Genomic DNA, 22,621 nt, shown 5'->3' on the forward strand with positions numbered 1-22,621 from the left:
TACCTAATTACCTCACTGCATCGAATTCGCACCAAGATTGGCTAGAATCCGCTAATGACAACGTTGTCATTCCGACCTATCGTTCCCTAGCGGTCGAGGGGTCGCTGAGGGAGCGACGATGCAGTTCTTGTCCAGGTGGGAGAGCCAACGTCTTTCAACGACCACGCGGGGCATCCCCCTGGTCGATGGCCTGCCGATCGAGGAGATCGCCGGCCAGAATTGGCAGCCTTGCCGCGGCGATCTCGCTCTGCCCGCCCTCACCCTCGATGAAGCCGCCTTCGCGGCCAATCGCGACCTCTTCCTGCGCTGGTGCGAGAGCGCCGGCGTTGCCGTTGCGCCCCACGCCAAGACGCCGATGTCGCCGGAGCTCGCGCGGTCGCTGCGCGAGGCCGGCGCCTGGGGCACGACGGTTGCCAACATCCAGCAGGCCGCCGTGCTGCTCGCGAGCGGGGAGCGGCGCCTGCTGCTGGCCAACGAAATCGGCGGCCTCGCGGCCGGCCGGCGGCTCGGCGCGTTGCTCGGCGCCTATCCCGACGTCGAATTTCACGCCTTCGCGGATTCACCGGCGGCGGTCGCAGCACTGGCTGAAGCGGCCCGGATTGCGGGCCGCAGCGAATTGTCCGTGCTGGTCGAGCTCGGCGCGGGCCGGGCCGGCGCGCGCGATCGCGCCGCGGTCGAAGCGACGATCGCAGCCGTGCTCGCGGCCGACCGGCTCATGCTCGGCGGTGTCGCCACTTACGAAGGCGCGGTCGCAACGCCCGATGCCGACGAGACGATGCGCGCGATCGCGGCGCTGATGGAGCGCACCATCGCCGCCTTCGCGCTGGTACGTCATGCTGCCCCGGGCCGGCCGCTGATCGTCAGCGCCGGCGGCTCGGCCTATTTCGACGTCGTCGCCCGCGCGCTCGTACCAAGCGCGCAGGCAGACGGCAACGCCAGCGTCCTGCTGCGCTCAGGCGCGCTGTTCTTCGGCGATCACGGCATTTACGCGCGCGCCTTCGCCGAGCTCGACCGTCGCGGCGGTCTCGTCATCGACGGCGCGCGGCATTCGGCGGTCGAAGGTTTCCAACCTGCGCTTAAACTCTGGGCCGAGGTGCTGTCGCGGCCGGAAGCAGGTCTTGCGATCGCCGGCTTCGGCATGCGCGATGCCTCCTTCGATCAGGGATTGCCGGTGCCGCTACACGTCTTCCGCGACGGCGTCGCGCAGCAGGGGCTCGCCGAGACCTTGTCGGTCACCCGTCTCAATGACCAGCATGCATTCCTGTCCGTTGCGCCCGATGGCACGCTTGCGGTCGGCGACGTCATCGCCTTCGGCATCTCGCATCCCTGCACCTGCCTCGACCGCTGGCGCGTGATCCTCGGCCTCGACGCCGGCGGCATCGTCACGCGCGCCCTGCCCACCCAGTTCGGCTGAGAGCGGGCCCGATGAATTTCCTGCCGCTGTGGCGCTATCAGAACCAGCTCATCGACGGCGCCATCGTCACGCTCGAGCTGACGGTGATCGCGGCGCTGGCCGGGCTTTTGATCGGCGTTGCCGGCGCGGTCGCGCTGAACGGCCGCATCACGCCACTGCGCTGGCTGGTGCGCGGCTACATCGAGCTGTTCCGCAACACGCCGTCGCTGATCCAGATCTTCATCGTGTTCTTCGTGCTGCCGAACTTCGGCCTGAAGCTGCCGGCGTTCGAAGCCGCCGCCGTCGCGCTCTCGCTCTATTTCGGCGCCTATTCGGTCGAGATCATCCGCGCCGGCCTCGACTCCGTGCCGAAGAACCAGATCGAGGCCGGCCAGTGCCTTGGCCTGTCGGGCTGGCAGGTGTTCCGTCACATCCTGCTGCCGCCGGCGCTGCGCAACGCCTATCCGGCCGTGACCAGCCAATTCGTCCTGCTGCTGCTCGGCACCTCGCTCGCCTCGCAGGTCGCAGCCGACGAGCTGTTCCACGTCGCGGGCTTCATCGAGAGCCGCACGTATCGCAGCTTCGAGGTCTATGCGGTGATCTGCGTGGTCTATTTCGCGATGGCGATGTCGTTCAAGGCGCTGTTCGCCATCATCGGTCTGGCGGCCTTCCGCTGGCCGCGGCGGCGCTGAGGGGAAAGCGATGCGATCCTTCACCCTCATCGATTTCGTCTCGCTGTTCGCCGCGTTGCGCTGGACAGTTGCGCTCGTCGTGCTCGCGCTCGCCTTCGGTGCGCCGCTGGCGCTGGCGTTCGCCACGGGCCGCATCAGCCGCTTCGCTGGGCTCCGCTGGACGATGGCGGCGTGCATCCAGATCGTCCAAAGCGTGCCGCTGCTCGGGCTGCTGTTCTTCTTCTATTTCGGCATGCCGATGTTCCTGGGCATCCAGGTGCCGGCCCTCGTTGCCGTCACCGTCGCCTACACGCTCTACACCGCCGCCTTCCTCGGCGAGATCTGGCGCGGCGGGCTGGAAGCCGTGAAGCAGGCGCAATGGGAGGCAGGCAGCTGTCTCGGCCTCTCCGCCTGGCAGCAATTCCGCCACATCATTGCGCCGCAGGCACTGCGGCTGTCGCTGCCGCCGACCGTCGGATTCCTGGTGCAGCTCATCAAGGGCACCTCGCTCGCCTCGATCCTCGGCTTCGTCGAGCTTGCCCGCGCCGGCCAGGTGGTGAGCGCGGCGACGTTCCAGCCGCTGCTCACCTACGCGCTGGTCGCCGCGATCTATTTCGCGCTGTGCCTGCCGCTCACGCTCTGGTCCCGCTCTCTGGAGGCCCGCCTCGATGGCTCTCGTTGAAATCCGCGACGTGCACAAGACATTCGGCAAGGTCGAGGTGCTCAAGGGCGTCTCGCTCGACGTCGAGGAAGGCGAGATCGTCACGATCATCGGCCGCTCCGGCTCGGGCAAGTCGACCCTGCTCCGCTGCATCAATGCACTGGAGACCGTCGATTCCGGCGAGATCCGCGTCGAGGGCGAGAAGGTCCACGCCAGGATGCCTGACCTGAAGGCATTCCGTCAGCGCGTCGGCATCGTGTTCCAGGCATTCAACTTGTTTCCGCACCTGAAGGTCGAGCGCAACATCACGCTGGCTCCGCTCCTCACCGGCCGCACCGACAAGGCCCGCGCGCGGGCGCTTGCCGACGACGTGCTGACCAGGGTCGGTCTCGCCGACAAGATCGACGCCTGGCCGGAGCAGCTCTCCGGCGGCCAGCAGCAGCGCGTCGCCATCGCGCGCTGCCTCGCCATGGCCCCTCACCTCATGCTGTTCGACGAGGTGACCTCCGCGCTCGACCCCGAGCTCGTCGGCGAAGTGCTGAAGGTGATGGAGGCGATGGCGAAGCAGGGCATGACCATGATCCTCGTCACCCACGAGATGGGCTTTGCCCGCAACGTCGCCAACCGCATCGTCTTCATGCATCAGGGCCGCGTCTGGGAACAGGGACCGCCGGCAAAGCTGTTCGCCAATCCTGAAACCCCCGAGCTCGCCAGCTTCATCGCGTCCGCCAAATGATCAACCAGCCATCCGCCACCAGGAGAGAGTCATGAGACAACTGAAGTCCCTCTTTGCGATCGCAGCCACCGCGCTCGCCGTGCTCGCTGCCCCGACCCTCGCACAGGCCGACAAGCTCCAGGACGTGCTCGGCGCGGGCAAGCTGCGCGTCGGCCTGCTGACCGATGCCGCGCCGTGGGGCTTCAAGGACGACAAGGGCGAGATCGCAGGCTTGGATGCCGATCTCGCCCGGCTGATCGCCGCCGATATGGGCGTCAAGCTCGAGCTCGTGCCGGTGACGGGCGCAGCGCGCATCCCGAGCCTGCTCTCCGACAAGATCGACATCCTGATCGCGGGCCTCGGCGCGACGCCAGAGCGCGCCCAGCAGGTGATGTTCTCGCAGCCTTATGCCGTGGTGAACCTCGGCGTCTACGGCGCCAAGGCAATTCCGGCCGCCACCGGCAAGAAGCCCGACAATCTCGACGGCCGCAGCGTCGCCGTGTCCAAGGGCTCGACGCTCGACGTCTGGCTCACCGACAACGCGCCGAAGGTGAAGCTGGTGCGCTTCGAGGATACGCCGGCCGCGCTCGCCGCGTTTCTCGCGGGACAGGCCGATACCTTCGCCGAGAACAGCGCCATCGCGCTGAAGGTGCAGGACCAGAACCCGACCAAGGAAGTCGAGCTGAAATTCCTGATCCGCCAGTCGCCGGCCCATGTCGGCGTGCGTCAGGGCGAGCAGAACTTGCTCAACTGGATCAACACCGACATCTTCTTCAACAAGCTCAACGGCAAGCTCGGCGCACTTCAGCTGAAATGGTTCAAGGAAGAGCAAACGCTGCCGACGCTGTGAGCTAGCACACGGCTCCCGCACCGATGCGGGAGCCAACCTTCACGAGGAGAATTTCGAGATGATCAAACGTTACGTCGTCGGCTCGCGCATGAGCCAGGCCGTCGCCGCCGGCGGCATGGTGCACATCGCCGGCCAGGTTGCCGATGACCGCAAGGCCGGCATCGTGTCGCAGACCCAGCAGGTGCTCGCCAAGATCGACGCGCTGCTGAAGGAGGCCGGCTCGGACCGCTCCAAGCTGATCGCGGTCAACGTCTTCCTGCCTCATATCACCGACTTCGACACCATGAACTCGGTCTACGATGCCTGGATCGATCCGGCCAACCCGCCGGCGCGCGCCTGCGTCGAAGCCCGCCTCGCCGATCCCGACCTGCGCGTCGAGCTGACCGCTGTCGCCTTGCTCTAGGGCGCCGCCATCCTTTCAACCTTTGGCCGGCGCCGGCGACGGCGCGGCCGCGAGGCAAGCCATGCATACCGGACTTTTCCACGAGATCGATTTCGAGAAGGACCAGAAATGGTCGGGCCATCTCGGCATTCCATTCTCGATCGATCGCTCCCCCTACTACCAGCTCAAGATCCCGATCTTCCGGATCAAGAACGGCGCCGGGCCAAAACTGCTTTTGATGGCCGGCAATCACGGCGACGAATATGAGGGCGAGATCGCGCTGACGCGGCTGTATCGCCGGCTCGATGCAAAGGACGTCAAAGGCGAGATCACCATCCTGCCCTTCGCCAATTGGCCAGCCGTGATGGCGGCGCGGCGCCGCTCGCCGCTCGACGAAGGCAACCTCAACCGCGCCTTCCCCGGCGATGCCGCGGGCACGCCGACTTTCCGGCTTGCGCACTTCCTCGAGCACGAGCTGTTTCCGCGGCACGACGTCGTCTTCGACATCCATTCCGGCGGCACCTCGATGGCGCATGTGCCTTGCGCGCTGATCGAGCGGCAGGGCACGCCCGAGATGTTCGGCCACGCGCTGCGCCTGATGGAGGGGTTGGGGATGCCCTTCGCCTTCGTCGCCGAAAACGGCGCGACCGCTCCGACCTCGATGGCCGCGGCTGCACGCGCCGGCGCGATCGGGCTCTCCGGTGAATTCGGCGGCGGCGGCACCGTCACGCCGCAGACCATGGCGCTCACGGCGCGCGCGATCGACCGGCTGTTGCTCGCGCTCAGCATCGTCCAGGCGCCGGTGCTGGGCCCTCACGCGCCGGTCGAGCGCGCCACCGAATTGCTGGCGCTGCAAAGCCATGCGCAGGCGGTGTTCGCGACCCGTCGCGGCTGGTTCGAGCCCGCCGTCATGGTCGGCACGCGGGTTGCGGCCGGCGACGTCGCCGGCTGGTACCATGATTTCGAGCGCCCGGAGCTGCCGGAAGAGGTGCTGCGCTTCCCCGCCGACGGCATCGTGATCTCGCAGCGCCTGCACACCGACAGCCAGAGCGGCGACTGCCTGGTCCAGGTCGGCCGCGCGCTGTCGCGCGACGAGCTGCCGGCGCGCTGAGTTTTGGAGACGATACCGACTGCGATTACACTCGGGATTCGATGACCGATCCGGCAAAGCCGACCTATGACGACGTTGTGCGCATTCCAGCGCCGCCCGGCCGCGCCAGCGCGAGCGGGCGGCCGCCGCGCATCGAGGAGGTCGCGGAGCGTGCGGGCGTCGCGCCGATCACGGTGTCGCGGGTGCTACGCCACCCCGAGAAGGTCAATCGCGAGACTCGCGAGCGTATCCTCGAAGTGATCGAGGCGACCGGTTACGCCTCCAACCCGCATGCGCGCGCGCTGCGCTCGGGGCGCTCGAATGTGGTGATGGCCTTCGTCTCCAACATTCTCAGCCAGCAGTTCGGGCTCGCGGTGCGCAGCTTCGCCGCCACGCTGGAGCCGGAAGGCTTCGAGGTGCTGGTCGGCCAGACCTCCTACTCCTATGCCAAGGAAGTCGCGATGATCCAGTCGCTGCGCGGCATCCGCCCCGCAGCAGTGATGTTCACCGGCGTGATCGAGCTCGAGGAGAATCGCGCCGCGCTGCTCGAGCTCGGCATTCCCGTGATCGAGACCTGGGCGTTTCCGCGCGACCCCATCGACATGCTGGTCGGCCTGCCCAATGCGGATGCCGGCGCGATGGCGGCGCGCAGGCTGGCTGAGGGCGGACATCGCCGCGTCGCCTTCATCGGACGCAGCAGCGGCCGTGGCGCGCTGCGCCGCGACGGTTTTCGGGACGCAGCGGCAAAGCTCGGCCTCAAGATCGTCCACGAGATCGGCGTCGGTGAGATCACGGGCCTCGTCGACGGCCGCGCCGCCTTCACCGCCCTGCTCGAACGCGGCGGCGACGTCGATGCGGTGTTCTGCGCCAACGATCTGCTCGCGACCGGCGCGCTGATCGAGGCCCGCGCCCGCGGCCTCTCGGTGCCGCGCGATCTGGCGCTGCTCGGCTTCGGCGACAACGACGTCGCCGATCAGATCACGCCCGGTCTCACCACCATCTCGTTCGATGCGGCGGCCGTGGGACGGATCGCGGGCGAACTGCTTCTGGCGCGGCTATCAGGCACGCCGCGCGCCGAGCAGCGGCTCGCCGTCGAGCTGTTCCTGGTCGAGCGCGGCAGCGTCTGAGCGTCGCAGATCAGGCGATGGTCTTGAGATCCTGCTGGATCGCAGCCAGCAGCGATTGCAGCGCATCGCTGTTCACCGGCCTCGCCTCCGCCTTCGCAGGCTGGACCTTGTCAGGCTGCGCAGCTTTGCCCGGACGTTTCGGGAATGGCGGTGGTGGCGCCGGCATCGCGGCTGGCGTGAAATCGCCCTCCTCGTCGACGTGGACGAACTTGCCATGGATGACGTCGTCGCGACGGCCCATGACGAACAGGGTCGCCCAATAGCCGGCAGCCAGAAGGATTACGCTGAAAATACCAATCTCTAACATCGCAGCACCTAAAATATGCGCGATGATTCAATGCCTTCGCTCAGCCGTCAATGAACCGACGGTCACACCTGCGGCTTTTGCGGGCAGGTGTGGCCGATCGGTCACTCTTTGTTAACCATCGATGTCCGGCGTGTGACGCCTTTGCAACTAGGCCTTGCAAATAGAGCCCCGTTCCGGGGCTCTAGCGTCTCGTTTGGCGCGTTTTCTTCACGCGAACCGGTACCCACTTCGCTCGAAAACGCTTTACGCCTTATCTTGCCCGACCCGCACCAGCTGCTTGCCGAAATTGGCGCCCTTCAGGAGCCCCATGAAGGCGCCGGGTGCGCTGTCCAGGCCCTCGGTGACGAACTCCTTGTACTTGACCTTGCCGTCGCGGACCCAGCCGGACATGTCGCGCAGGAAGTCGCCATGGCGGTTGGCGAAGTCGGAGACGATGAAGCCGCGGAAGGTCAGCCGCTTGGTCAGGGTCGCGCGCATCATGCTGGCAGCCCATTTCGGCGGCTTGGCCTCGGTGTCGTTGTAATGGGCGATGAGGCCGCAGACCGGCACGCGCGCGAACGGATTGAGCAGCGGGAACACCGCCTCGAACACGGCGCCGCCGACATTCTCGAAATAGACGTCGATGCCCTTCGGGCAGGCAAACTTCAGCTTCGCGGCGAAATCGATTTCACGATGATCGAGACACTCGTCAAAGCCGAGCTCTTTCACCACGTAGTCGCACTTGTCCTTGCCGCCGGCGATACCGACTGCACGCGCGCCCTTGATCTTCGCGATCTGGCCGACGGCCGAGCCGACCGCACCGGAGGCACCGGCGACGACGACGGTCTCGCCTTCCTGCGGCTTGCCGATGTCGAGCAGGCCCGTATAGGCGGTCATGCCGGGCATGCCGAGCACACCGATGGAGGTCGAGATCGGACCGAGCTTCGGATCGACCTTGATCAAGCCCTTGCCGTTCGAGATCGCGTACGACTGCCATCCGGTACGGGCTCGCACGATGTCGCCCTTGGCGAAATCAGGATTGTTGGAGGCCGCGACCTCGCTGACTGCCTCGCCCTCCATCACGCCGCCGACCGGCACAGGTGCTGCGTAGGACGGACCGTCACTCATGCGCCCGCGCATATAGGGATCGAGCGAGAGCCAGATCGTGCGCAGCAGGACTTCACCCGCGCCGGGCGCCGGAATCGCGAATTCCTCGATGCGGAAATCGGATGGCTTTGGCTCGCCGACGGGACGCGCGGCGAGAACGATGCGTTTTGCTTGGGACATGGCTTCCTCCTGACTACTTGTTGCAGTCATTTAGGAGGTACGTGGGAATGAAGCAAATCCCAACACTCGCTGTCATCGCCCGCGAAAGCGGGCGATCCAGTATTCCAGAGGCGGCTGTGATTGAACCGAGAAGCCGCGGCGTACTGGATTCCCCGCTTCCGCGGGGAATGACACCGTCATCGAGGCGAGCGCGCCGAAACCGACGCGCAGCCGAATGCGGAGCGCCTAACCCGCGCCCGGATAGTTCGGGCTCTCGCGCGTGATCGTGACGTCGTGGACGTGGCTTTCGCGCAGGCCCGCGCCGGTGATGCGGACGAACTGGGCCTTGTCGTGCAGGTCCTTCATGTCCTTTGCCCCGACATAGCCCATCGCGGCGCGCAAGCCGCCGGCGAGCTGGTGCATGACGTTGCCGACCGGACCCTTGTAGGGCACCTGGCCCTCGATGCCTTCAGGCACGAGCTTGAGCGTGTCCTTGATGTCCTGCTGGAAATAGCGGTCGGCCGAACCGCGCGCCATCGCGCCGACCGAGCCCATGCCGCGATAGGCCTTGTAGGAACGGCCCTGCCACAAGAACACTTCGCCGGGGGTCTCGTCGGTGCCCGCGAGCAGCGAGCCGACCATGGCGATGTCGGCGCCGGCGGCGAGCGCTTTCGCAAGGTCGCCGGAGAACTTGATGCCGCCGTCGGCAATGACAGGAATGTCGGACTTCTTTGCAGCCTCGACCGCATCCATGATCGCGGTGAGCTGGGGAACGCCGACGCCGGCGACGATGCGCGTGGTGCAGATCGAGCCCGGGCCGATGCCGACCTTGATGCAGTCCGCGCCCGCATCGATCAGCGCCTGCGCGCCCTCGGTGGTGGCGACGTTGCCGGCAACGACCTGGACGGAGTTGGACAGGCGCTTGATGCGATTGACCGCATGCAGCACGTGGCGGGAATGGCCGTGCGCGGTGTCGACGACGACGAGATCGACGCCGGCATCGATCAGCCGTTCGGTGCGCTCGAAGCCGGTGTCGCCGACGGTGGTGGCGGCGGCGACGCGCAGGCGGCCCTGCGCGTCCTTGCAGGCGAGCGGATGGGCGACCGCCTTCTCCATGTCCTTCACGGTGATCAGGCCGACGCAGCGATATTGCTCGTCGACCACGAGCAGCTTCTCGATGCGATGCTGGTGCAGCATCCGCCGCGCCTCGTCCTGGCTGACATTCTCGCGGACCGTGACGAGGCCATCATGCGTCATCAGCTCGGAGACTTTTTGCCGGCGGTCGGTGGCAAACCGCACGTCGCGGTTGGTGAGGATGCCGACCAGCTTGCCGGGCGTATTCTTGCTCGCACCGGTGACGACGGGAATGCCGGAGATGCCGTGGTCGCTCATCAGCTTGAGCGCATCGTCGAGCGTGGCCTCGGGGCTGATGGTGAGCGGGTTCACCACCATGCCCGACTCGTAGCGCTTGACCTGCCGGACCTGGGCGGCCTGCCCCTCGGGATCGAAATTGCGGTGGATGACGCCGAGGCCGCCGGCCTGCGCCATGGCGATCGCCATGCGGGCTTCAGTGACCGTGTCCATGGCGGAGGCCATGATCGGGATGTTGAGCGGAATGGCGCGGGTGACGCGGGAGCGGATGTCGACCTCGCCCGGCATGACGTCCGACAGGCCCGGCTTCAACAGCACGTCGTCGAACGTAAAGGCTTCGCGAATGCCTTGAAGTTGCACCGTGGCCATCTGCCAACTCCTTCCTGCGGCCCTGCCGCAAATAGCTATGGATGAGCGCCGCCCTCAGCGTGCCTTGCGGCATCGCCGGAGAATCGGAGCCCATAGTTGGGGTTGACGCGGGTCGATAGCACGGCCACGCGACGAATCAAAGCAAATCGGACCGCCGGCCAGCCATGCACAGGCTTTTTAAGTAAATTCGGCGTGGATGGCCGGGTGGCGGCCCCTCTCGTCATTCCCCGGCGCGACGAAGTCGCGAGCCCGGAATCCATCTCGCAGCGGTCTCTGGGGCCCGATGGATTCCGGGCCCGCCAAGGGGCGCGCCGCGGAATGACGAGGGAGCGCGCGCACCCGCCGTCGAGGGTCACACCGTTGTTACGCAGGATTTAGGTGCTATGCGTTGATCCGCAATGGTCCCGGCGGAGCGGCGGTGATAAGCCGCAAGTCCACCTTTCCTTCTGATTTTCATTACCAATCCGTCATGGTCGACAAGCAACGCGTCATCCCGCTGATCGTGGCCACCGCTCTCTTCATGGAGAACATGGATTCGACGGTGATCGCCACCTCGCTGCCCGCGATCGCGGCCGACATCGGCACGAGCCCGCTGACGCTCAAGCTTGCCATCACCTCCTATCTGCTGTCGCTCGCGGTGTTCATCCCGGCGAGCGGCTGGACTGCGGACCGGTTCGGCGCGCGCATGGTGTTCGCGATCGCGGTCGGCGTGTTCATGGTCGGCTCGATCGGCTGCGCACTCTCGACCTCTGTCACCGATTTCGTATTCGCGCGCATCCTTCAGGGCATGGGCGGGGCGATGATGACGCCGGTCGGGCGCCTGGTGCTGCTGCGCTCGGTCGACAAGAGCGCGCTGGTCAACGCAATGGCCTGGGTGACGGTCCCTGCCCTCATCGGCCCCGTGATCGGCCCGCCGCTCGGCGGCTTCATCACGACCTATGCGTCATGGCACTGGATCTTCCTGATCAACATTCCGATCGGGCTGCTCGGCATCTTCATGGCCTTGCGTTTCATCGATCCCATCAAGAGCGAGACGCGGGAACCGTTCGATCTTTACGGCATGGTGCTCGCGGGCGTTGGCCTCGCCGGCATCGCGTTCGGTCTCTCCGTCGCCGGGCTCAACCTTCTGCCCTGGAGCACGGTCGCGGCGCTGGTCGTGGGCGGAGCGATCTCGATGACACTGTACGTCCTGCACGCGCGGCGGACGGGTTCGCCGGTGCTGGATTTTTCGCTGCTGAAGCTGCCGACGCTGCGCGCGGCCGTTTTCGGCGGCTTCATGTTCCGGCTCGGCATCGGCGCGCTACCGTTCCTGCTTCCGCTGCTGATGCAGATCGGATTCGGGCTGTCGCCCTTCCGTTCCGGCCTCGTCACCTTCGGCTCCTCGCTCGGCGCCATGGGCATGAAGACGCTGGCCGCGCGCATCATCCGCACCTTCGGCTTCCGCAATTTGATGACGGTGAACGCGATCGTCAGCGCGTTCTTCCTCGGCGTCTGCGCACTGTTCACGGTGACGACGCCGCTGCTCATCATCATGGTGATCCTGGTGGTCGGCGGCTTCTTCCGCTCGCTGGAGTTCACCGCGATCAACACGGTGGCCTATGCCGACGTCGAGACCGCGCAGATGAGCCGCGCCACCACGCTGGTCAGCGTCAACCAGCAGCTCGCGGTCTCCGCCGGCGTCGCGGTCGGCGCGGCCTGCGTGGAAACGACGATGTGGTTCAACCATGTCAGCGAGATCGACGCCACCGTGTTCGCGCCGGCCTTCGTCGTGATCGCGCTGACCTCGGCGGCGTCGAGCTGGTTCTTCTGGCAGATGCCCGCCGACGCCGGCCACGAGATCTCTGGCCGCAAGGCGGTGGAGATCGCCAGCCGCAAGGGGGCCGCAAAGAGCGCCGCGACCGCCGCCGTCAAGACGGCGACGGAGGATACGCAGGACGTGCGGGACCAGCGGCTGGGATAAAGCGCTATCAGGCCCGAGCGACGTCCGCAGAACCCGACGTCGTAAAATCGTCCACGATGTGGCGGGCACGGGCGGCGTCCGCCGGCCGGTCGGCCCAGCACTCGTGCCCAGCCACCTTGACCTAGCTCAAGGAGCGAAAGCCGGACATGAGCCTCGATGACACCTGCAATCGGTGATCGAAGACCAAGCCATGGCTTTATTGGGACCGGATACGCCGTTCGGGAGCATACTTGATCCGATGGAACGGATCTCGGAGACTTTGTTCGGGCTGATCATGGCCCTTACCTTCATCTGCTCGCTTGGTGTCGCGACCGGGACCAATATCAATATTCAAACAATGCTGATCGGCGCACTCGGCTGCAATCTCGCATGGGGCATCGTTGACGGCGGTCTTTATCTGCTGGCGCGCATCAATGACCGGGGAAACAAGGTTCTGACCCTCCGCGCGATACGGAAGGCGCCGGATCCCGAAGCAGCGCGCCGCGTCATTGCCGACGCGCTGCCGCCGGAATTGTCGGCCATGCTGCCCGTAGAGCAGTTGGAATCGATGCGGAAACGGTTGCAACAATTGCCTGAGCCGGCCCCCGGTCCGGGGCTGACAAAGCGCGACTGGGTCGGAGCGCTCGGCCTTTGCCTGCTGAGCTTCCTGTCGACCTTCCCGGTGGTCATCCCGTTCCTGTTCCTGAGCGACGCCAGACTAGCGCTGCGCGTCTCCTACGCCGTCGCCATCGTGATGCTGTTCTGTTGCGGTTACGTGTTCGGGGTTCGTAGCGGGCTGCGGCCTTCGGTGGCGGGACTTGCGATGGTGGCTGTCGGTAGTACGCTGGTTGGCATCGCGGTCGCTCTGGGAGGATGATCGACTTGCGGCGACACGAAACATCGTTTCGGGGTGCAAGCGGCGCCTTATTTGCCGCGCTGGCCGGATTGTGGCTTGCACCCGTGACCGGCGGTTTGGCGCTGGCCCAATCCCCGGCCGGGGCGCTCGGCCTCGGCAACCGCGGTTGGTCGGCGGCCGACACCACCCACGCAACGCCTGCCGACGAGCTCGAATTCAGCGCTCGCGCGGGGCTTGCATCCGACTACATCTATCGCGGGACCACGCTGTCCGATCATGGCCCCGCAGCCGGCGCCGCCTTCGAGACGAGATGGGGCCCGCTCTACGCCGGCACAACGGTCGCCACCGTCAAGCTGCCGACCCAACCGGCCGCCGAACTCACCTTTGCCGCCGGCATGCGCCCGCAGATTGCCACGATCGATTTTGATCTTGGGGCGACCTATTTCGCCTATCCCGGTGAAAGACTTCCTGGCGAGACCAACGGCATCAATTATTGGGAGATCGTGGTCCGCGGCGATCGACGCATCGGCGATCAGTTCCGCGTCGCCGGCGGTTACGCCTATTCTCCGAACGTCTCGAACACCGGCGCCTGGAGCCAATATGTGGCGGCCGGAGTCGGCTTCGACGTGCCGGAGCGGCTTCTGCTGCAGAACCTGACCGTGTCGTTCACCACCGCCGCCGGCTATTCCTGGTTTGGCAACCAGACCCCGCAACTCGGCGGCTTCCCGCTGCCCGCCTATCTCAACTGGCAGGCCGGCGTGACGTTCACGCACAAGGCGCTCAACCTCGATCTGCGCTACTACGACACCAATCTGTCGAAGGAAAACTGCTTCGTCTTTACAGGCGATCCAAATGCGCGGCCGGGCGGCCGCGCCAATCCGATCACCAACCCGGACGGCCTGGTCTCGAACTGGTGCGGCGCGACGTTCGTCGCCAAGGTCTGGTTTGCGTTCAACTAACTTAGGGAACCACCGTCGGCGGCAATATGCGGTAGAGCACGACACCCAACCCGAGCGCGTCGCCCGTGAGGACGAGCTTTCCGCTCTTGATCGTTCGCTGCAGCAATATCCTCTGCAGGTTGGGATCGGGGTGGGTCGGATCGGAATAGAACTTCGCCAGGTTGCTGGTATTCGCATCGATCAGGTAGCGCTCAATCGTCACGGTCGAGCCGTCGCTGAACGGCAGGTTGTCGACCTCAAGCGAAATCCCCTCCGGCGTCTCGGTCGAAATGTTGTTGCCGAAGACACGTGTCGGATCATAGTTGTAGACCATGATGTTCGCGGTCGAGTTAGCGCCATCCCAGGTCGCGAACGCGTTGAGGTGGGAGCCCGCCCCGCCGGTGAGAGCGGCCTGCACGCGCTGGCCGGACATCTTGTTGTACATCTTGAAGAGGTTCGCGACCGGCTTCGGGTAGTAATCGGCCGGGTTATCGCCATGCGGCACCTTGTGCAGCAGGCTGGCCTGGCCGAGGAAAGGTGTGATGTTCGGATCCCCCTGGCCGTCGCCGATAATGAGGTAAGACCCCATCGAGATCTTCTTTTTCACGGCTTCGGACAGGAACGCCGCCGTCCAGGCCGCCCCCTTGTGCGAATAATTGACGTCAGTCGCCTCATAGGCCGTAGGGCCCCATTCCGACAGGAACAGTTTAACGTCGGGCATGTTGGCATTGTTCTTCTTCAAGGCGTCCAGCTTGGCCTTGGCCTTGTCGACCAGATTGTCGAAGAACGCGAAACCGCCGGTGCCGTCTGTCGAGCCGTAATAGTGGAACGAAAAACGATCGAGCCGCGCGTTGAATTTTGCCAAGTAAGTGTCTGCCAGCGGATTGAAGGTCTGGTCGAGGAAGACTTCCTCCAGCGTCGGAAGATTCTCCGCCGGATAATAGTTGAAGCTCAGTCCGACCAGGGCCGGCCCGGCCATTTCCAGCGTCTTGCCGTTATAACTCTGGTTGGCGGCGAGTTCGTTTCTGATGTTCACGATCGCCTGCGAGAAGACCTTCTGAACCGGCAAGAGCTGCCTGGGCAGACGGCGCGCATCGAGCCCGTAGGGGTACGACAAGGTCGGATCTTCGGCCTTGGACATCACGTGGGTCTGCAGCGGGGTCCACTGGTTGAGGACATACTTGGCCGGATCCATCCACCACAGCCAACGGCCCCATGACCCCAATGGCTTGAGCCTGTAGGCGGATGGATTGGTGTCGCTCCAGTTCTCCGGGGCTGAATCGGCGATATCGGCCTCGTTGCTGACCTCGAAGATGACGGATGACGCCCCGCCGTCGAACGATTTCTTCGCGATATATCGCACGAGAGCGTTGGCGTATTTCTGGAAAAGTGCCGGAGCCGGCCCGTTCCGATTCCAACTCTCGCCAGGTCCGTATTGCACCAGGCGCGGCGGCATGAAGGCCGCGACCGCCACGTGAGGCGAGAGCCCGCGACCCAGGGCCCACTCAAGATGCCAGGCCAGAGGCTGGCAGTCGCCCGGATGGAAAACGCCGTCCTGCGTGTACCCGAACACATCGCCGGTCTGATCGACATCGCAATAGACATCGCTGAGCAGCAGGCGCGTCCGCTTCATGCCGGTATCGGTGATGATCTGGTTGAACTGGTCGAGAGCCTGCTCGGACGGGCTGTTCGCGCTCTGGTAGATCTTCTTGAGATCACCGAGATCGTCGTTGCCGCTGAGGCCGATATTGTAAGGCCTCTGGGTGCTGACCGTGATCGACGTCCCTGCACGCGACGTCGTCGCCGAAGCAAAGCCGAGCGACGCCAACGCCAGAAAGGAGACCGAGGCAAGGGACAGGCGATGCTTGCAAACGCACAAGCGTTGTCGATGAAGGCACGGCATGGATCGATCTCACCCGCTGAAATTGCAGATGATAGATCTATCAGCTCAAGATGTTATCGATGTGAATGTCATGCTCATGTGAGCGTGACACGTCAGCCCGGGTCCGGCTGCCCGCCGCGAAACCCCGTCGCCAGCACATAGCGCTCGGAGGAATCCTGCCTGCTGGCCGCGGGCTTCACATGCCGCACTGTCGCAAAATCGCGCTTGAGCTGGGCCAGCAGATCGGCGTCGGCGCCGCTCTGGAACGTCTTGGCCAGGAATGCCCCGCCCGGTTTCAGCACGTCGCAGGCGAACGCGGCCGCCGTCTCGATCAGGCCGACAATGCGGAGCTGGTCGGTCTTGCGGTGGCCGGTGGTGTTGGCGGCCATGTCGGACATCACGATGTCGGCGCCGCCCCCGAGCATCGCAGTGAGCTTCGCGGGTGCGTCGTTGTCCATGAAGTCGAGCTGCGCGAAGTCGACGCCGGCAATCTCGGGCATGTCCAACAGGTCGATCGCGACGACCTTGCCCTTGCCGTCGACCGAGCCAACGCGCTTGGCGGCGATCTGGCTCCAGCCGCCCGGCGCAGCGCCGAGATCAACCACGGCCATGCCGTGTTTCAGCAGGCGGTATTTGTCGTCGATCTCGAGCAGCTTGAACGCGGCACGCGAACGATAGCCGAGCGCCTTCGCCTTGACGACATAGGGATCGTTGAGCTGCCGCTCCAGCCACAGCTTCGACGACAATTTGCGCTTGCCGCCGGTCTTGACCTGGACGTGCAAGCGGCCGGTGGTGTCCTTGGCCATCTCACCAGCTCCTGAGTGCGCCGTCCTCGCGCATCATCTCGACCAGCATGCCTTCGCGCAGGCCCCGGTCGGCGACGCGCAGGCGCGGCAGCGGAAAGGCGCGCCTGATAGCATCGAGGATGGCGCAGCCGGCCAGCACGAGATCGGCGCGCTCGACGCTGATGCAGCTGTTGTTGGCGCGTTCCTCGTAGCTCATGCCGAGCAGCTTGCTGATGGTCGCGGTGATGTCGGAATCGTTCATCCAGATGCTGTCGATGCGGCGGCGGTCGTAGCGCGCGAGGTTGAGATGGATGCCGGCGAGGGTCGTCACCGTGCCCGAGGTGCCGAGCAGGTGCATGTCGGCGAGATCGCCGCCGTGCGCTTCGGCGAACGGCGCGACGTGGTTGGCGACCTCCTGCTCCATCGCGGCATAGATTTCCGGCGTGACGTCGCGGCCGCCGAACTGCTCGGCCAGGGTCACGACGCCCAGCGGGATCGACATCCAGGCTTTGATGCGCGGCTCCGGATTTTGCGGATCGCGCTCGATCCGCACCAGCTCGGTCGAGCCGCCGCCGATGTCGAACAGGATCGCGCCCCGGCCCCGCGGGTCGACCAGCGGCGCGCAGCCGAGCACGGCGAGCGAGGCCTCGGTCTCGCGGTCGATCACCTCGAGCTCGATGCCGGTCTCGGCCGCGACGCGGCTGCGGAAGCCTTCCGCATTCGAGGCGGCCCGGCAGGCTTCGGTCGCGATCAGCCGCAGCCGCTTGGCCTTGCGCAAATTGATCTTGTCGCGGCAGATGCTGAGCGCGGCGACGGCGCGCTCGATCGCGGCCTCGCTGATGCAGCCGGTCGCCGAGACGCCCTCGCCGAGCCGGATGATGCGCGAGAAGGAATCGACCACGCGAAAGCCGTCGCTGGTCGGACAAGCGATCAGGAGCCTGCAATTGTTGGTGCCGAGGTCCAGCGCCGCATAGACGCCGGTTCCCGGCGCTTGCGCGGCGACGGCCGGTTCGGGGGCCAACGCCACCGCCGCCATCGACCCCTCCAGCCCACCGTGCGGCGCATGGCCGTCGCGGAGCCGCGTGTGGTCATTCATACAAATTGTCTTTCCGCGGCCCGATGGGGCCGATCTGGAATTGCTTTTTCGCCTGAAACATTAGCAGCGCGGCAAGCCTGCGCAACAACGCATCACATGGGACCATGCCCATTCGTGCGTTGTCGTGAACGGGACCGTGGGTTATTTTTGGAGGGTCCGGTCCTCTAGGCGCCCCCCAAAACGCGCGATTGCCGGCTTTTCAGGTCAATTCCATGCAAGAACACACCAAATCGTCCACGCTCGAAAACGCTATTGCACTGCAAAAATACGGCGTCGGGCAGCCGGTCCGCCGCAAGGAAGACGATACGCTGGTGCGCGGCAAGGGCCGCTACACCGACGATTTCAACCTGCCCGGCCAGGCCCATGCCGTGGTCGTCCGCTCCACCCATGCCCATGGGCTCATTCGCGGCATCGGCACCGACGCCGCCAGGGCGATGCCCGGCGTGCTGGGGGTGTGGACCGGCAAGGACCTCGATGCCGCCGGATACGGCCCCTTCACCTGCGGCCTGCCGCTGAAGAGCCGCGACGGCTCCCCCCTGCTCCAGACCAACCGGCAACCGCTGGCGACCGACAAGGTCCGTTTCGTCGGCGATCCCGTCGCCTTCGTGGTCGCCGACACGCTGGCGCAGGCGCGCGACGCCGCCGAAGCCGTCGAGCTCGATATCGAGCCGCTGCCGGCGGTGACCGATCCCGAGGAAGCCGCCAGGCCCGGTGCGCCGCTGCTCTATGACCACATCCCGAACAATGTCGCACTCGACTACCACTATGGCGACATGGACAAGGTGAACGCGGCCTTCGCCAGTGCCGCCCACGTCACCAAGGTCGACATCGAGAACACCCGCGTCGCCGTCGTCTCGATGGAGCCGCGCGTGGGGCTCGCCTCCTACGACAAGAAGACCGAGCGCTACACCATCCAGATGCCGACGCAGGGCGTTGCGGGCAACCGCGCCAACCTCGCCAAGAACCTGAAGGTGCCGAACGAGAAGGTGCGGGTCCTCACCGCCAATGTTGGCGGCTCCTTCGGCATGAAGAACGTCAATTACCCCGAATACATGTGCATCCTGTACGCGGCCAAGGAGCTCGGTCGCCCGGTGAAGTGGCTGGACGAACGCTCCACCAGCTTCCTCTCCGACAGCCACGGCCGTGCGCAGAAAATCCATGCCGAACTGGCGCTCGACGCCGAAGGGCATTTCCTCGCGGCAAAGCTTGAAGGCTACGGCAATCTCGGCGCCTACATCACCGGCGTCGCGCCGGGACCGCTCTCGCTCAACACCGGCAAGAACTTTTCGAGTGTCTACCGCACGCCGCTGATGGCGGTCGACATCAAGACGGTGCTCACCAACACCACGCTGATGGGCGCCTATCGCGGCGCCGGCCGACCCGAGGCGAACTACTACATGGAGCGGCTGATCGACCGCGCCGCCGACGAGATGGGCATCAACCGGCTGACCTTGCGCAAGCGCAACTTCATCAAGCCGAACCAGATGCCGTTCCCGGCCTCCTCCGGCGTGACCTATGACAGCGGCGACTTCCAGGCGGTGTTCAACAAGGCGCTCGAAATCTCCGACCACGAGAACTTCACCAAGCGCAAGAAAGAGAGCAAGAAGATCGGCAAGCTGCGCGGCATCGCCGTCGGCTCCTATCTCGAGGTCACCGCGCCGCCGAGCCCCGAGCTCGGCAAGATCGTGTTCGATCCCGATGGCTCGGTACAGCTCATCACCGGCACGCTCGATTACGGCCAGGGCCACGCATCAGCATTCGCGCAGGTGCTGTGCGCGCAGTTAGGGGTGCCGTTCGACAGCGTGAAGCTGGAGCAAGGCGACAGCGACATCGTCCACACCGGCAACGGCACCGGCGGCTCGCGCTCCATCACGGCGAGCGGCATGGCCATCGTGGGCGCCGCCAAGCTCGTCATCGAGAAGGGCAAGCGCGCCGCCGCGCACATGCTGGAGGCCTCCGAGGCCGACATCGAGTTCGCCGACGGCAGCTTCACCATCGCCGGCACCGATCGCAGCATCGACATCATGGAGCTCGCCAGGAAGCTGCATGACGGCAAGGTGCCGGACGGCGTGCCTGACAGCCTCGACGTCGACCACACCAGCGAGCCGGTGCCCTCGGCGTTCCCGAACGGCTGCCACGTCGCCGAGGTCGAGATCGATCCTGAGACCGGCGTGGTGCAGATCGTGCGCTACAGCGCGGTCAACGATTTCGGCACGGTGATCAACCCGCTGCTGGTCGCGGGCCAGCTTCATGGTGGCGTCGTCCAGGGCATCGGCCAGGCGCTGATGGAGCATGTCCGCTACGACGAGAGCGGCCAGCCGATCACGGGCTCGCTGATGGACTACGCGCTGCCGCGCGCGGAGGACGTTCCGAACATGACGGTCGGCGATCATCCGGTGCCGGCCACGACCAATCCGCTCGGCAGCAAGGGCTGCGGCGAAGCCGGCTGCGCCGGCAGCCTGTCGACGGTGGTGAATGCGGTGCTCGACGCCCTATCCGACTACGGCATCAAGCACATCGACATGCCGCTGACCCCGGAGCGGGTGTGGCGTGCGATCCAGGATGCGAAGGGCAAGGCGGCGTAGGGGCAGTTCCGCGATCGTGACAACGCCGGGGGTTCGACCGGCATTCCGAAAGAGATCACTTGATCGCCGTTTCGGCGGCGATCAACTCCTTTCCCTCCGTGGTCGTGATCGTTAGCCGTATCTTTTCCCCGCTGCGGCCGTCGGCAATCGCTGCCGAAATGCGATTTCCGTTGTTCGGATCGGCGCTCACGACCCCGCTGAACAGAGCCGTGTCACCCCGTTTCAACGTGACAAGCAACGGGATGGCCGGTTCGACGCTGAAGAACTCGAGAACAGCGCGAGACGCCTCGGCCGAGAAATTGATCAGGATTTTCTCGTTCGCATGCGTCACGTTGCTCATGCCGACGGTCGGACTGTAGGTTTCCGGAATCGACACCTCACTGCGTGCGGGAAAGTCTGTGCTGTGGAAAAACTGGTCTGACACGCCCGCCCATAATTCGACATACGGCCGCCACTCGTTCGGATCCTTCCGGGCATCGGTTTCGCCGGTGAGCGACGGAAACCCCCACGTCCACATTTTCAAGCCCCGCGTGAGGGTATTGTCCGCAATGCGAATAATTCCTTCTGCATTGTCATGGTTGATGGCGCCCCAGAAATTCCCGCCCTGCATATCTGGTGCAGCATAGGCGATGCCCATCGTTGGCCAATTCTTGAAGTAGCGCAGGTTTTCGAAGCGCCGCCTGCCCATACCCGCACTCTCGTCGCCGTCTGCCAGGTTGGCCGACCAGGCAGGCGTCGTGTAAGTTCGGATCGGCGCGATGATTTCGGCGCCGCCGGTTGCCCTGGGATTTTTCGGCTCCGATCCCGGAGCGAGCGTCGTGCACGTCCAGTACTCGTACTGGACAGCTTCGTCGTTCGGATTCTTCAGCACCACGCGCGCGTCGAGTGCGGCACGATCGGCCTTCAGCGTGACGTAGTAGTTCGCCTCGATGCCGGTCGCGCGCCTGAACTTGCTCGGCCGTGCGGGATAATCGAAGTCATCCCGGAACGACATCACGACCGTGACTTCGTCGGCGCCCTCCTTCACCACCCGGAAAGCCCACGGCTTCAGCCACGTCTTGCCGTGCTCGGCATCCGGGAACGTGGGAAAGATTCCGCCGTACACCATCAGCCAGTCGTAGTAGAAATTTCCGGCCTTCATGCCGTAAGGTACTCCGACCTCCGTTCGATAAAGCTGCTCGTGGCCGGTCGGCTTGTAGACCATGGAAAGAATACGCCCTCCGAATTCGGGCACGAGCGTTACCTTCAGATATCGATTCTCAAGCACGTAGGATTTGAAACTGCGTTCGACGATCACGCTTTTGTCGAGCGACCCGCTGACAAAGCCATTCTCCGCATCGACGGCGAATTTGACGGTGCTCCACGTCGTCGTCTGCTCGCTGAGCGACACACTATCGGACACCGGTGCGGCGGCATGCACGACGCAAAGCGCCTGGAGCGACAAAAGGAGTGCTATTCCAAAACAAACGAGGGCGCGCAAGGAGACCTCAACTGGCTTTCAGGCCGCCGCCTGCTCGCGCGGCTGGTAGATCGCAGTATGCTGGCAGTGCGCCAGCGGCGTCGTGCCGTTAGCGACGACCAGCGCGTCGAGCTCGACGAAGCGGTGGCCCTTCTTCTCGTAGTTCGCGGTGACTTTTGCCCGCGCGGTGATCTCGTCGCCGGCGCGCGCGGCCGACAGCAGCTGCATGCGGCTGCCGACATGGATCCACGGGCCCAAAATCGTGTTGTCGACGAGGACGCGGTTCATCACGCGCTGGATCAGGCCGGGATGGCCGAGCCCCTCGCGCGCAAAAATCGGATCGGTTTCCCTGACGTCGGCGAGATAATCGGTCGCGTCCTGCCGGGCCCAGCGGCGCGGCGTCGTGCCCAGCCATTTGCCCACCTCGAACGCTGCCGGGCTCACAGGCTTGCGCTCGGCAATGGCCGCGACCTCGACAAAGTCGTTCAATGACACCACAGGCGCGGCCGCCGGGAGCGACGCTGTCCCCGTGGCGCAGAGCTCGGTGCGGCTGAAGACCTCGATCGTGAGCAGGCCGTTGTGCTCGGTCGCATCGACATCGGCGGTCTCGCCGTCATAGACCGGCTTGATGAAGCGGGCCTCGACCAGCCCGCGCGACAGGAAATCGCGGCCCCAGCGCGCCACCGGCACGTGCATCATGTAGGCGAAGACATCGACGCCGGGGACCAGCCCGCCGGAAAAGCCGAAGCGGCGCGCCACCGTGTCGTCATGCATCTTGTTTTCGGACTGTTTGGCGGTGTTGTAGGCCTCGACGCGGTAGGTTTCGAGCCGGTTCGGCATGGCGGGCCTTTCCCTGAATTCTTGTTGTTTCAGGGTTGATCGTAGGCCCCCGGGAACACC

General features: G+C 65.2%; 20 protein-coding genes. 12 read left to right on the forward strand and 8 right to left on the reverse strand.

The genetic code is table 11. The annotated features are described in order from the left end of the window. Positions 1–118 precede the first annotated feature (118 nt). The 8 genes from AB7290_RS25410 (at position 119) to AB7290_RS25445 (ending at position 6,889) form a co-directional block, all read left to right on the forward strand. Entirely contained in the window at positions 119–1,414 is a 1,296-nt protein-coding gene (locus AB7290_RS25410; protein WP_085402231.1) for an alanine racemase, read from the forward strand. A gap of 11 nt (positions 1,415–1,425) precedes the next feature. After that, positions 1,426–2,085: an amino acid ABC transporter permease gene (locus tag AB7290_RS25415; RefSeq protein ID WP_063983789.1), complete on the forward strand. Its 660-nt coding sequence runs from the start codon at positions 1,426–1,428 to the stop codon at positions 2,083–2,085. Positions 2,086–2,095: 10 nt separating this feature from the next. Then, complete coding sequence (locus AB7290_RS25420) at positions 2,096–2,746, forward strand: amino acid ABC transporter permease (protein ID WP_014495918.1); 651 nt, start codon at positions 2,096–2,098, stop codon at positions 2,744–2,746. After that, positions 2,733–3,461 carry an amino acid ABC transporter ATP-binding protein gene (locus AB7290_RS25425; RefSeq protein WP_085402230.1) on the forward strand — a complete coding sequence of 243 codons (729 nt, stop codon included), beginning with the start codon at positions 2,733–2,735 and terminating at the stop codon, positions 3,459–3,461. Before AB7290_RS25420 ends, AB7290_RS25425 begins: the two co-directional genes overlap by 14 nt. A gap of 31 nt (positions 3,462–3,492) precedes the next feature. Then, positions 3,493–4,290: a transporter substrate-binding domain-containing protein gene (locus tag AB7290_RS25430; RefSeq protein ID WP_085402229.1), complete on the forward strand. Its 798-nt coding sequence runs from the start codon at positions 3,493–3,495 to the stop codon at positions 4,288–4,290. Positions 4,291–4,348: 58 nt separating this feature from the next. Further along, complete coding sequence (locus AB7290_RS25435; protein WP_085402228.1) at positions 4,349–4,693, forward strand: RidA family protein; 345 nt, start codon at positions 4,349–4,351, stop codon at positions 4,691–4,693. A 61-nt stretch (positions 4,694–4,754) separates the two neighbouring features. Next, on the forward strand, positions 4,755–5,783 hold the full coding sequence (locus AB7290_RS25440) for a succinylglutamate desuccinylase/aspartoacylase family protein (protein ID WP_085402297.1): 1,029 nt from the start codon (positions 4,755–4,757) through the stop codon (positions 5,781–5,783). 41 nt (positions 5,784–5,824) lie between these two features. Further along, entirely contained in the window at positions 5,825–6,889 is a 1,065-nt protein-coding gene (locus tag AB7290_RS25445; protein WP_085402227.1) for a LacI family DNA-binding transcriptional regulator, read from the forward strand. Positions 6,890–6,899: 10 nt separating this feature from the next. Here the strand turns inward: AB7290_RS25445 and AB7290_RS25450 are convergent, their stop codons facing one another. The 3 genes from AB7290_RS25450 to guaB form a co-directional block, all read right to left on the reverse strand. Continuing rightward, positions 6,900–7,196 (reverse strand): hypothetical protein, encoded by a 297-nt coding sequence (locus AB7290_RS25450; protein ID WP_085402226.1) that lies wholly within the window; start codon positions 7,194–7,196, stop codon positions 6,900–6,902. Positions 7,197–7,439: 243 nt separating this feature from the next. Then, complete coding sequence (locus tag AB7290_RS25455) at positions 7,440–8,462, reverse strand: NADP-dependent oxidoreductase (RefSeq protein WP_085402225.1); 1,023 nt, start codon at positions 8,460–8,462, stop codon at positions 7,440–7,442. Between the two features lie 225 nt (positions 8,463–8,687). Further along, positions 8,688–10,181, reverse strand: coding sequence for an IMP dehydrogenase (gene guaB / locus AB7290_RS25460; protein ID WP_028150953.1), 1,494 nt, complete (start codon positions 10,179–10,181; stop codon positions 8,688–8,690). A 469-nt stretch (positions 10,182–10,650) separates the two neighbouring features. Between guaB and AB7290_RS25465 the strand changes: the two genes are divergently transcribed. From AB7290_RS25465 to AB7290_RS25475, 3 genes are all read left to right on the forward strand, one after another. Then, the gene (locus tag AB7290_RS25465) at positions 10,651–12,141 is read left to right on the forward strand and encodes an MFS transporter (RefSeq protein ID WP_085402224.1); all 1,491 of its coding nucleotides are present in this window, start codon (positions 10,651–10,653) and stop codon (positions 12,139–12,141) included. Positions 12,142–12,313: 172 nt separating this feature from the next. After that, positions 12,314–12,997, forward strand: a complete 684-nt coding sequence (locus AB7290_RS25470; RefSeq protein ID WP_144030784.1) for a VIT1/CCC1 transporter family protein — start codon at positions 12,314–12,316, stop codon at positions 12,995–12,997. An 83-nt stretch (positions 12,998–13,080) separates the two neighbouring features. Beyond that, on the forward strand, positions 13,081–13,935 hold the full coding sequence (locus AB7290_RS25475; protein WP_161495860.1) for a TorF family putative porin: 855 nt from the start codon (positions 13,081–13,083) through the stop codon (positions 13,933–13,935). A 1-nt stretch (position 13,936) separates the two neighbouring features. On the opposite strand, the gene AB7290_RS25480 is transcribed toward AB7290_RS25475, so the two are convergent. The 3 genes from AB7290_RS25480 to AB7290_RS25490 form a co-directional block, all read right to left on the reverse strand. Continuing rightward, the gene (locus AB7290_RS25480) at positions 13,937–15,793 is read right to left on the reverse strand and encodes a hypothetical protein (protein WP_354080438.1); all 1,857 of its coding nucleotides are present in this window, start codon (positions 15,791–15,793) and stop codon (positions 13,937–13,939) included. A 116-nt stretch (positions 15,794–15,909) separates the two neighbouring features. Then, positions 15,910–16,602: an RlmE family RNA methyltransferase gene (locus AB7290_RS25485; RefSeq protein WP_063983800.1), complete on the reverse strand. Its 693-nt coding sequence runs from the start codon at positions 16,600–16,602 to the stop codon at positions 15,910–15,912. 1 nt (position 16,603) lies between these two features. Further along, entirely contained in the window at positions 16,604–17,677 is a 1,074-nt protein-coding gene (locus tag AB7290_RS25490; RefSeq protein WP_071914860.1) for a Ppx/GppA phosphatase family protein, read from the reverse strand. A 212-nt stretch (positions 17,678–17,889) separates the two neighbouring features. On the opposite strand from AB7290_RS25490, the gene AB7290_RS25495 reads away from it, so the two are divergent. Further along, entirely contained in the window at positions 17,890–20,262 is a 2,373-nt protein-coding gene (locus AB7290_RS25495; RefSeq protein ID WP_085402220.1) for a xanthine dehydrogenase family protein molybdopterin-binding subunit, read from the forward strand. Positions 20,263–20,317: 55 nt separating this feature from the next. On the opposite strand, the gene AB7290_RS25500 is transcribed toward AB7290_RS25495, so the two are convergent. Further along, a complete protein-coding gene (locus tag AB7290_RS25500) occupies positions 20,318–21,742 on the reverse strand; it encodes a DUF5107 domain-containing protein (protein ID WP_085402219.1) in 1,425 nt (474 codons plus the stop codon). Positions 21,743–21,760: 18 nt separating this feature from the next. Then, positions 21,761–22,561, reverse strand: a complete 801-nt coding sequence (locus tag AB7290_RS25505; protein ID WP_085402218.1) for a hypothetical protein — start codon at positions 22,559–22,561, stop codon at positions 21,761–21,763. Between the last annotated feature and the right edge of the window lie 60 nt (positions 22,562–22,621).

This window comes from Bradyrhizobium sp. 613_E4_N2_2 (assembly GCF_052075995.1).
GTDB lineage: Bacteria > Pseudomonadota > Alphaproteobacteria > Rhizobiales > Xanthobacteraceae > Bradyrhizobium > Bradyrhizobium barranii.

What these genes read in the sequence shown, in the direction of transcription:
- guaB (WP_028150953.1), bottom strand. Translation starts at nt 10,181, where the DNA reads ATGGCCACGGTGCAACTTCAAGGCATTCGCGAAGCCTTTACGTTCGAC.
- AB7290_RS25420 (WP_014495918.1), top strand. Translation starts at nt 2,096, where the DNA reads ATGCGATCCTTCACCCTCATCGATTTCGTCTCGCTGTTCGCCGCGTTG.
- AB7290_RS25445 (WP_085402227.1), top strand. Translation starts at nt 5,825, where the DNA reads ATGACCGATCCGGCAAAGCCGACCTATGACGACGTTGTGCGCATTCCA.
- AB7290_RS25505 (WP_085402218.1), bottom strand. Translation starts at nt 22,561, where the DNA reads ATGCCGAACCGGCTCGAAACCTACCGCGTCGAGGCCTACAACACCGCC.
- AB7290_RS25435 (WP_085402228.1), top strand. Translation starts at nt 4,349, where the DNA reads ATGATCAAACGTTACGTCGTCGGCTCGCGCATGAGCCAGGCCGTCGCC.
- AB7290_RS25440 (WP_085402297.1), top strand. Translation starts at nt 4,755, where the DNA reads ATGCATACCGGACTTTTCCACGAGATCGATTTCGAGAAGGACCAGAAA.
- AB7290_RS25430 (WP_085402229.1), top strand. Translation starts at nt 3,493, where the DNA reads ATGAGACAACTGAAGTCCCTCTTTGCGATCGCAGCCACCGCGCTCGCC.
- AB7290_RS25495 (WP_085402220.1), top strand. Translation starts at nt 17,890, where the DNA reads ATGCAAGAACACACCAAATCGTCCACGCTCGAAAACGCTATTGCACTG.
- AB7290_RS25415 (WP_063983789.1), top strand. Translation starts at nt 1,426, where the DNA reads ATGAATTTCCTGCCGCTGTGGCGCTATCAGAACCAGCTCATCGACGGC.
- AB7290_RS25410 (WP_085402231.1), top strand. Translation starts at nt 119, where the DNA reads ATGCAGTTCTTGTCCAGGTGGGAGAGCCAACGTCTTTCAACGACCACG.
- AB7290_RS25425 (WP_085402230.1), top strand. Translation starts at nt 2,733, where the DNA reads ATGGCTCTCGTTGAAATCCGCGACGTGCACAAGACATTCGGCAAGGTC.
- AB7290_RS25450 (WP_085402226.1), bottom strand. Translation starts at nt 7,196, where the DNA reads ATGTTAGAGATTGGTATTTTCAGCGTAATCCTTCTGGCTGCCGGCTAT.
- AB7290_RS25465 (WP_085402224.1), top strand. Translation starts at nt 10,651, where the DNA reads ATGGTCGACAAGCAACGCGTCATCCCGCTGATCGTGGCCACCGCTCTC.
- AB7290_RS25485 (WP_063983800.1), bottom strand. Translation starts at nt 16,602, where the DNA reads ATGGCCAAGGACACCACCGGCCGCTTGCACGTCCAGGTCAAGACCGGC.
- AB7290_RS25490 (WP_071914860.1), bottom strand. Translation starts at nt 17,677, where the DNA reads ATGAATGACCACACGCGGCTCCGCGACGGCCATGCGCCGCACGGTGGG.
- AB7290_RS25455 (WP_085402225.1), bottom strand. Translation starts at nt 8,462, where the DNA reads ATGTCCCAAGCAAAACGCATCGTTCTCGCCGCGCGTCCCGTCGGCGAG.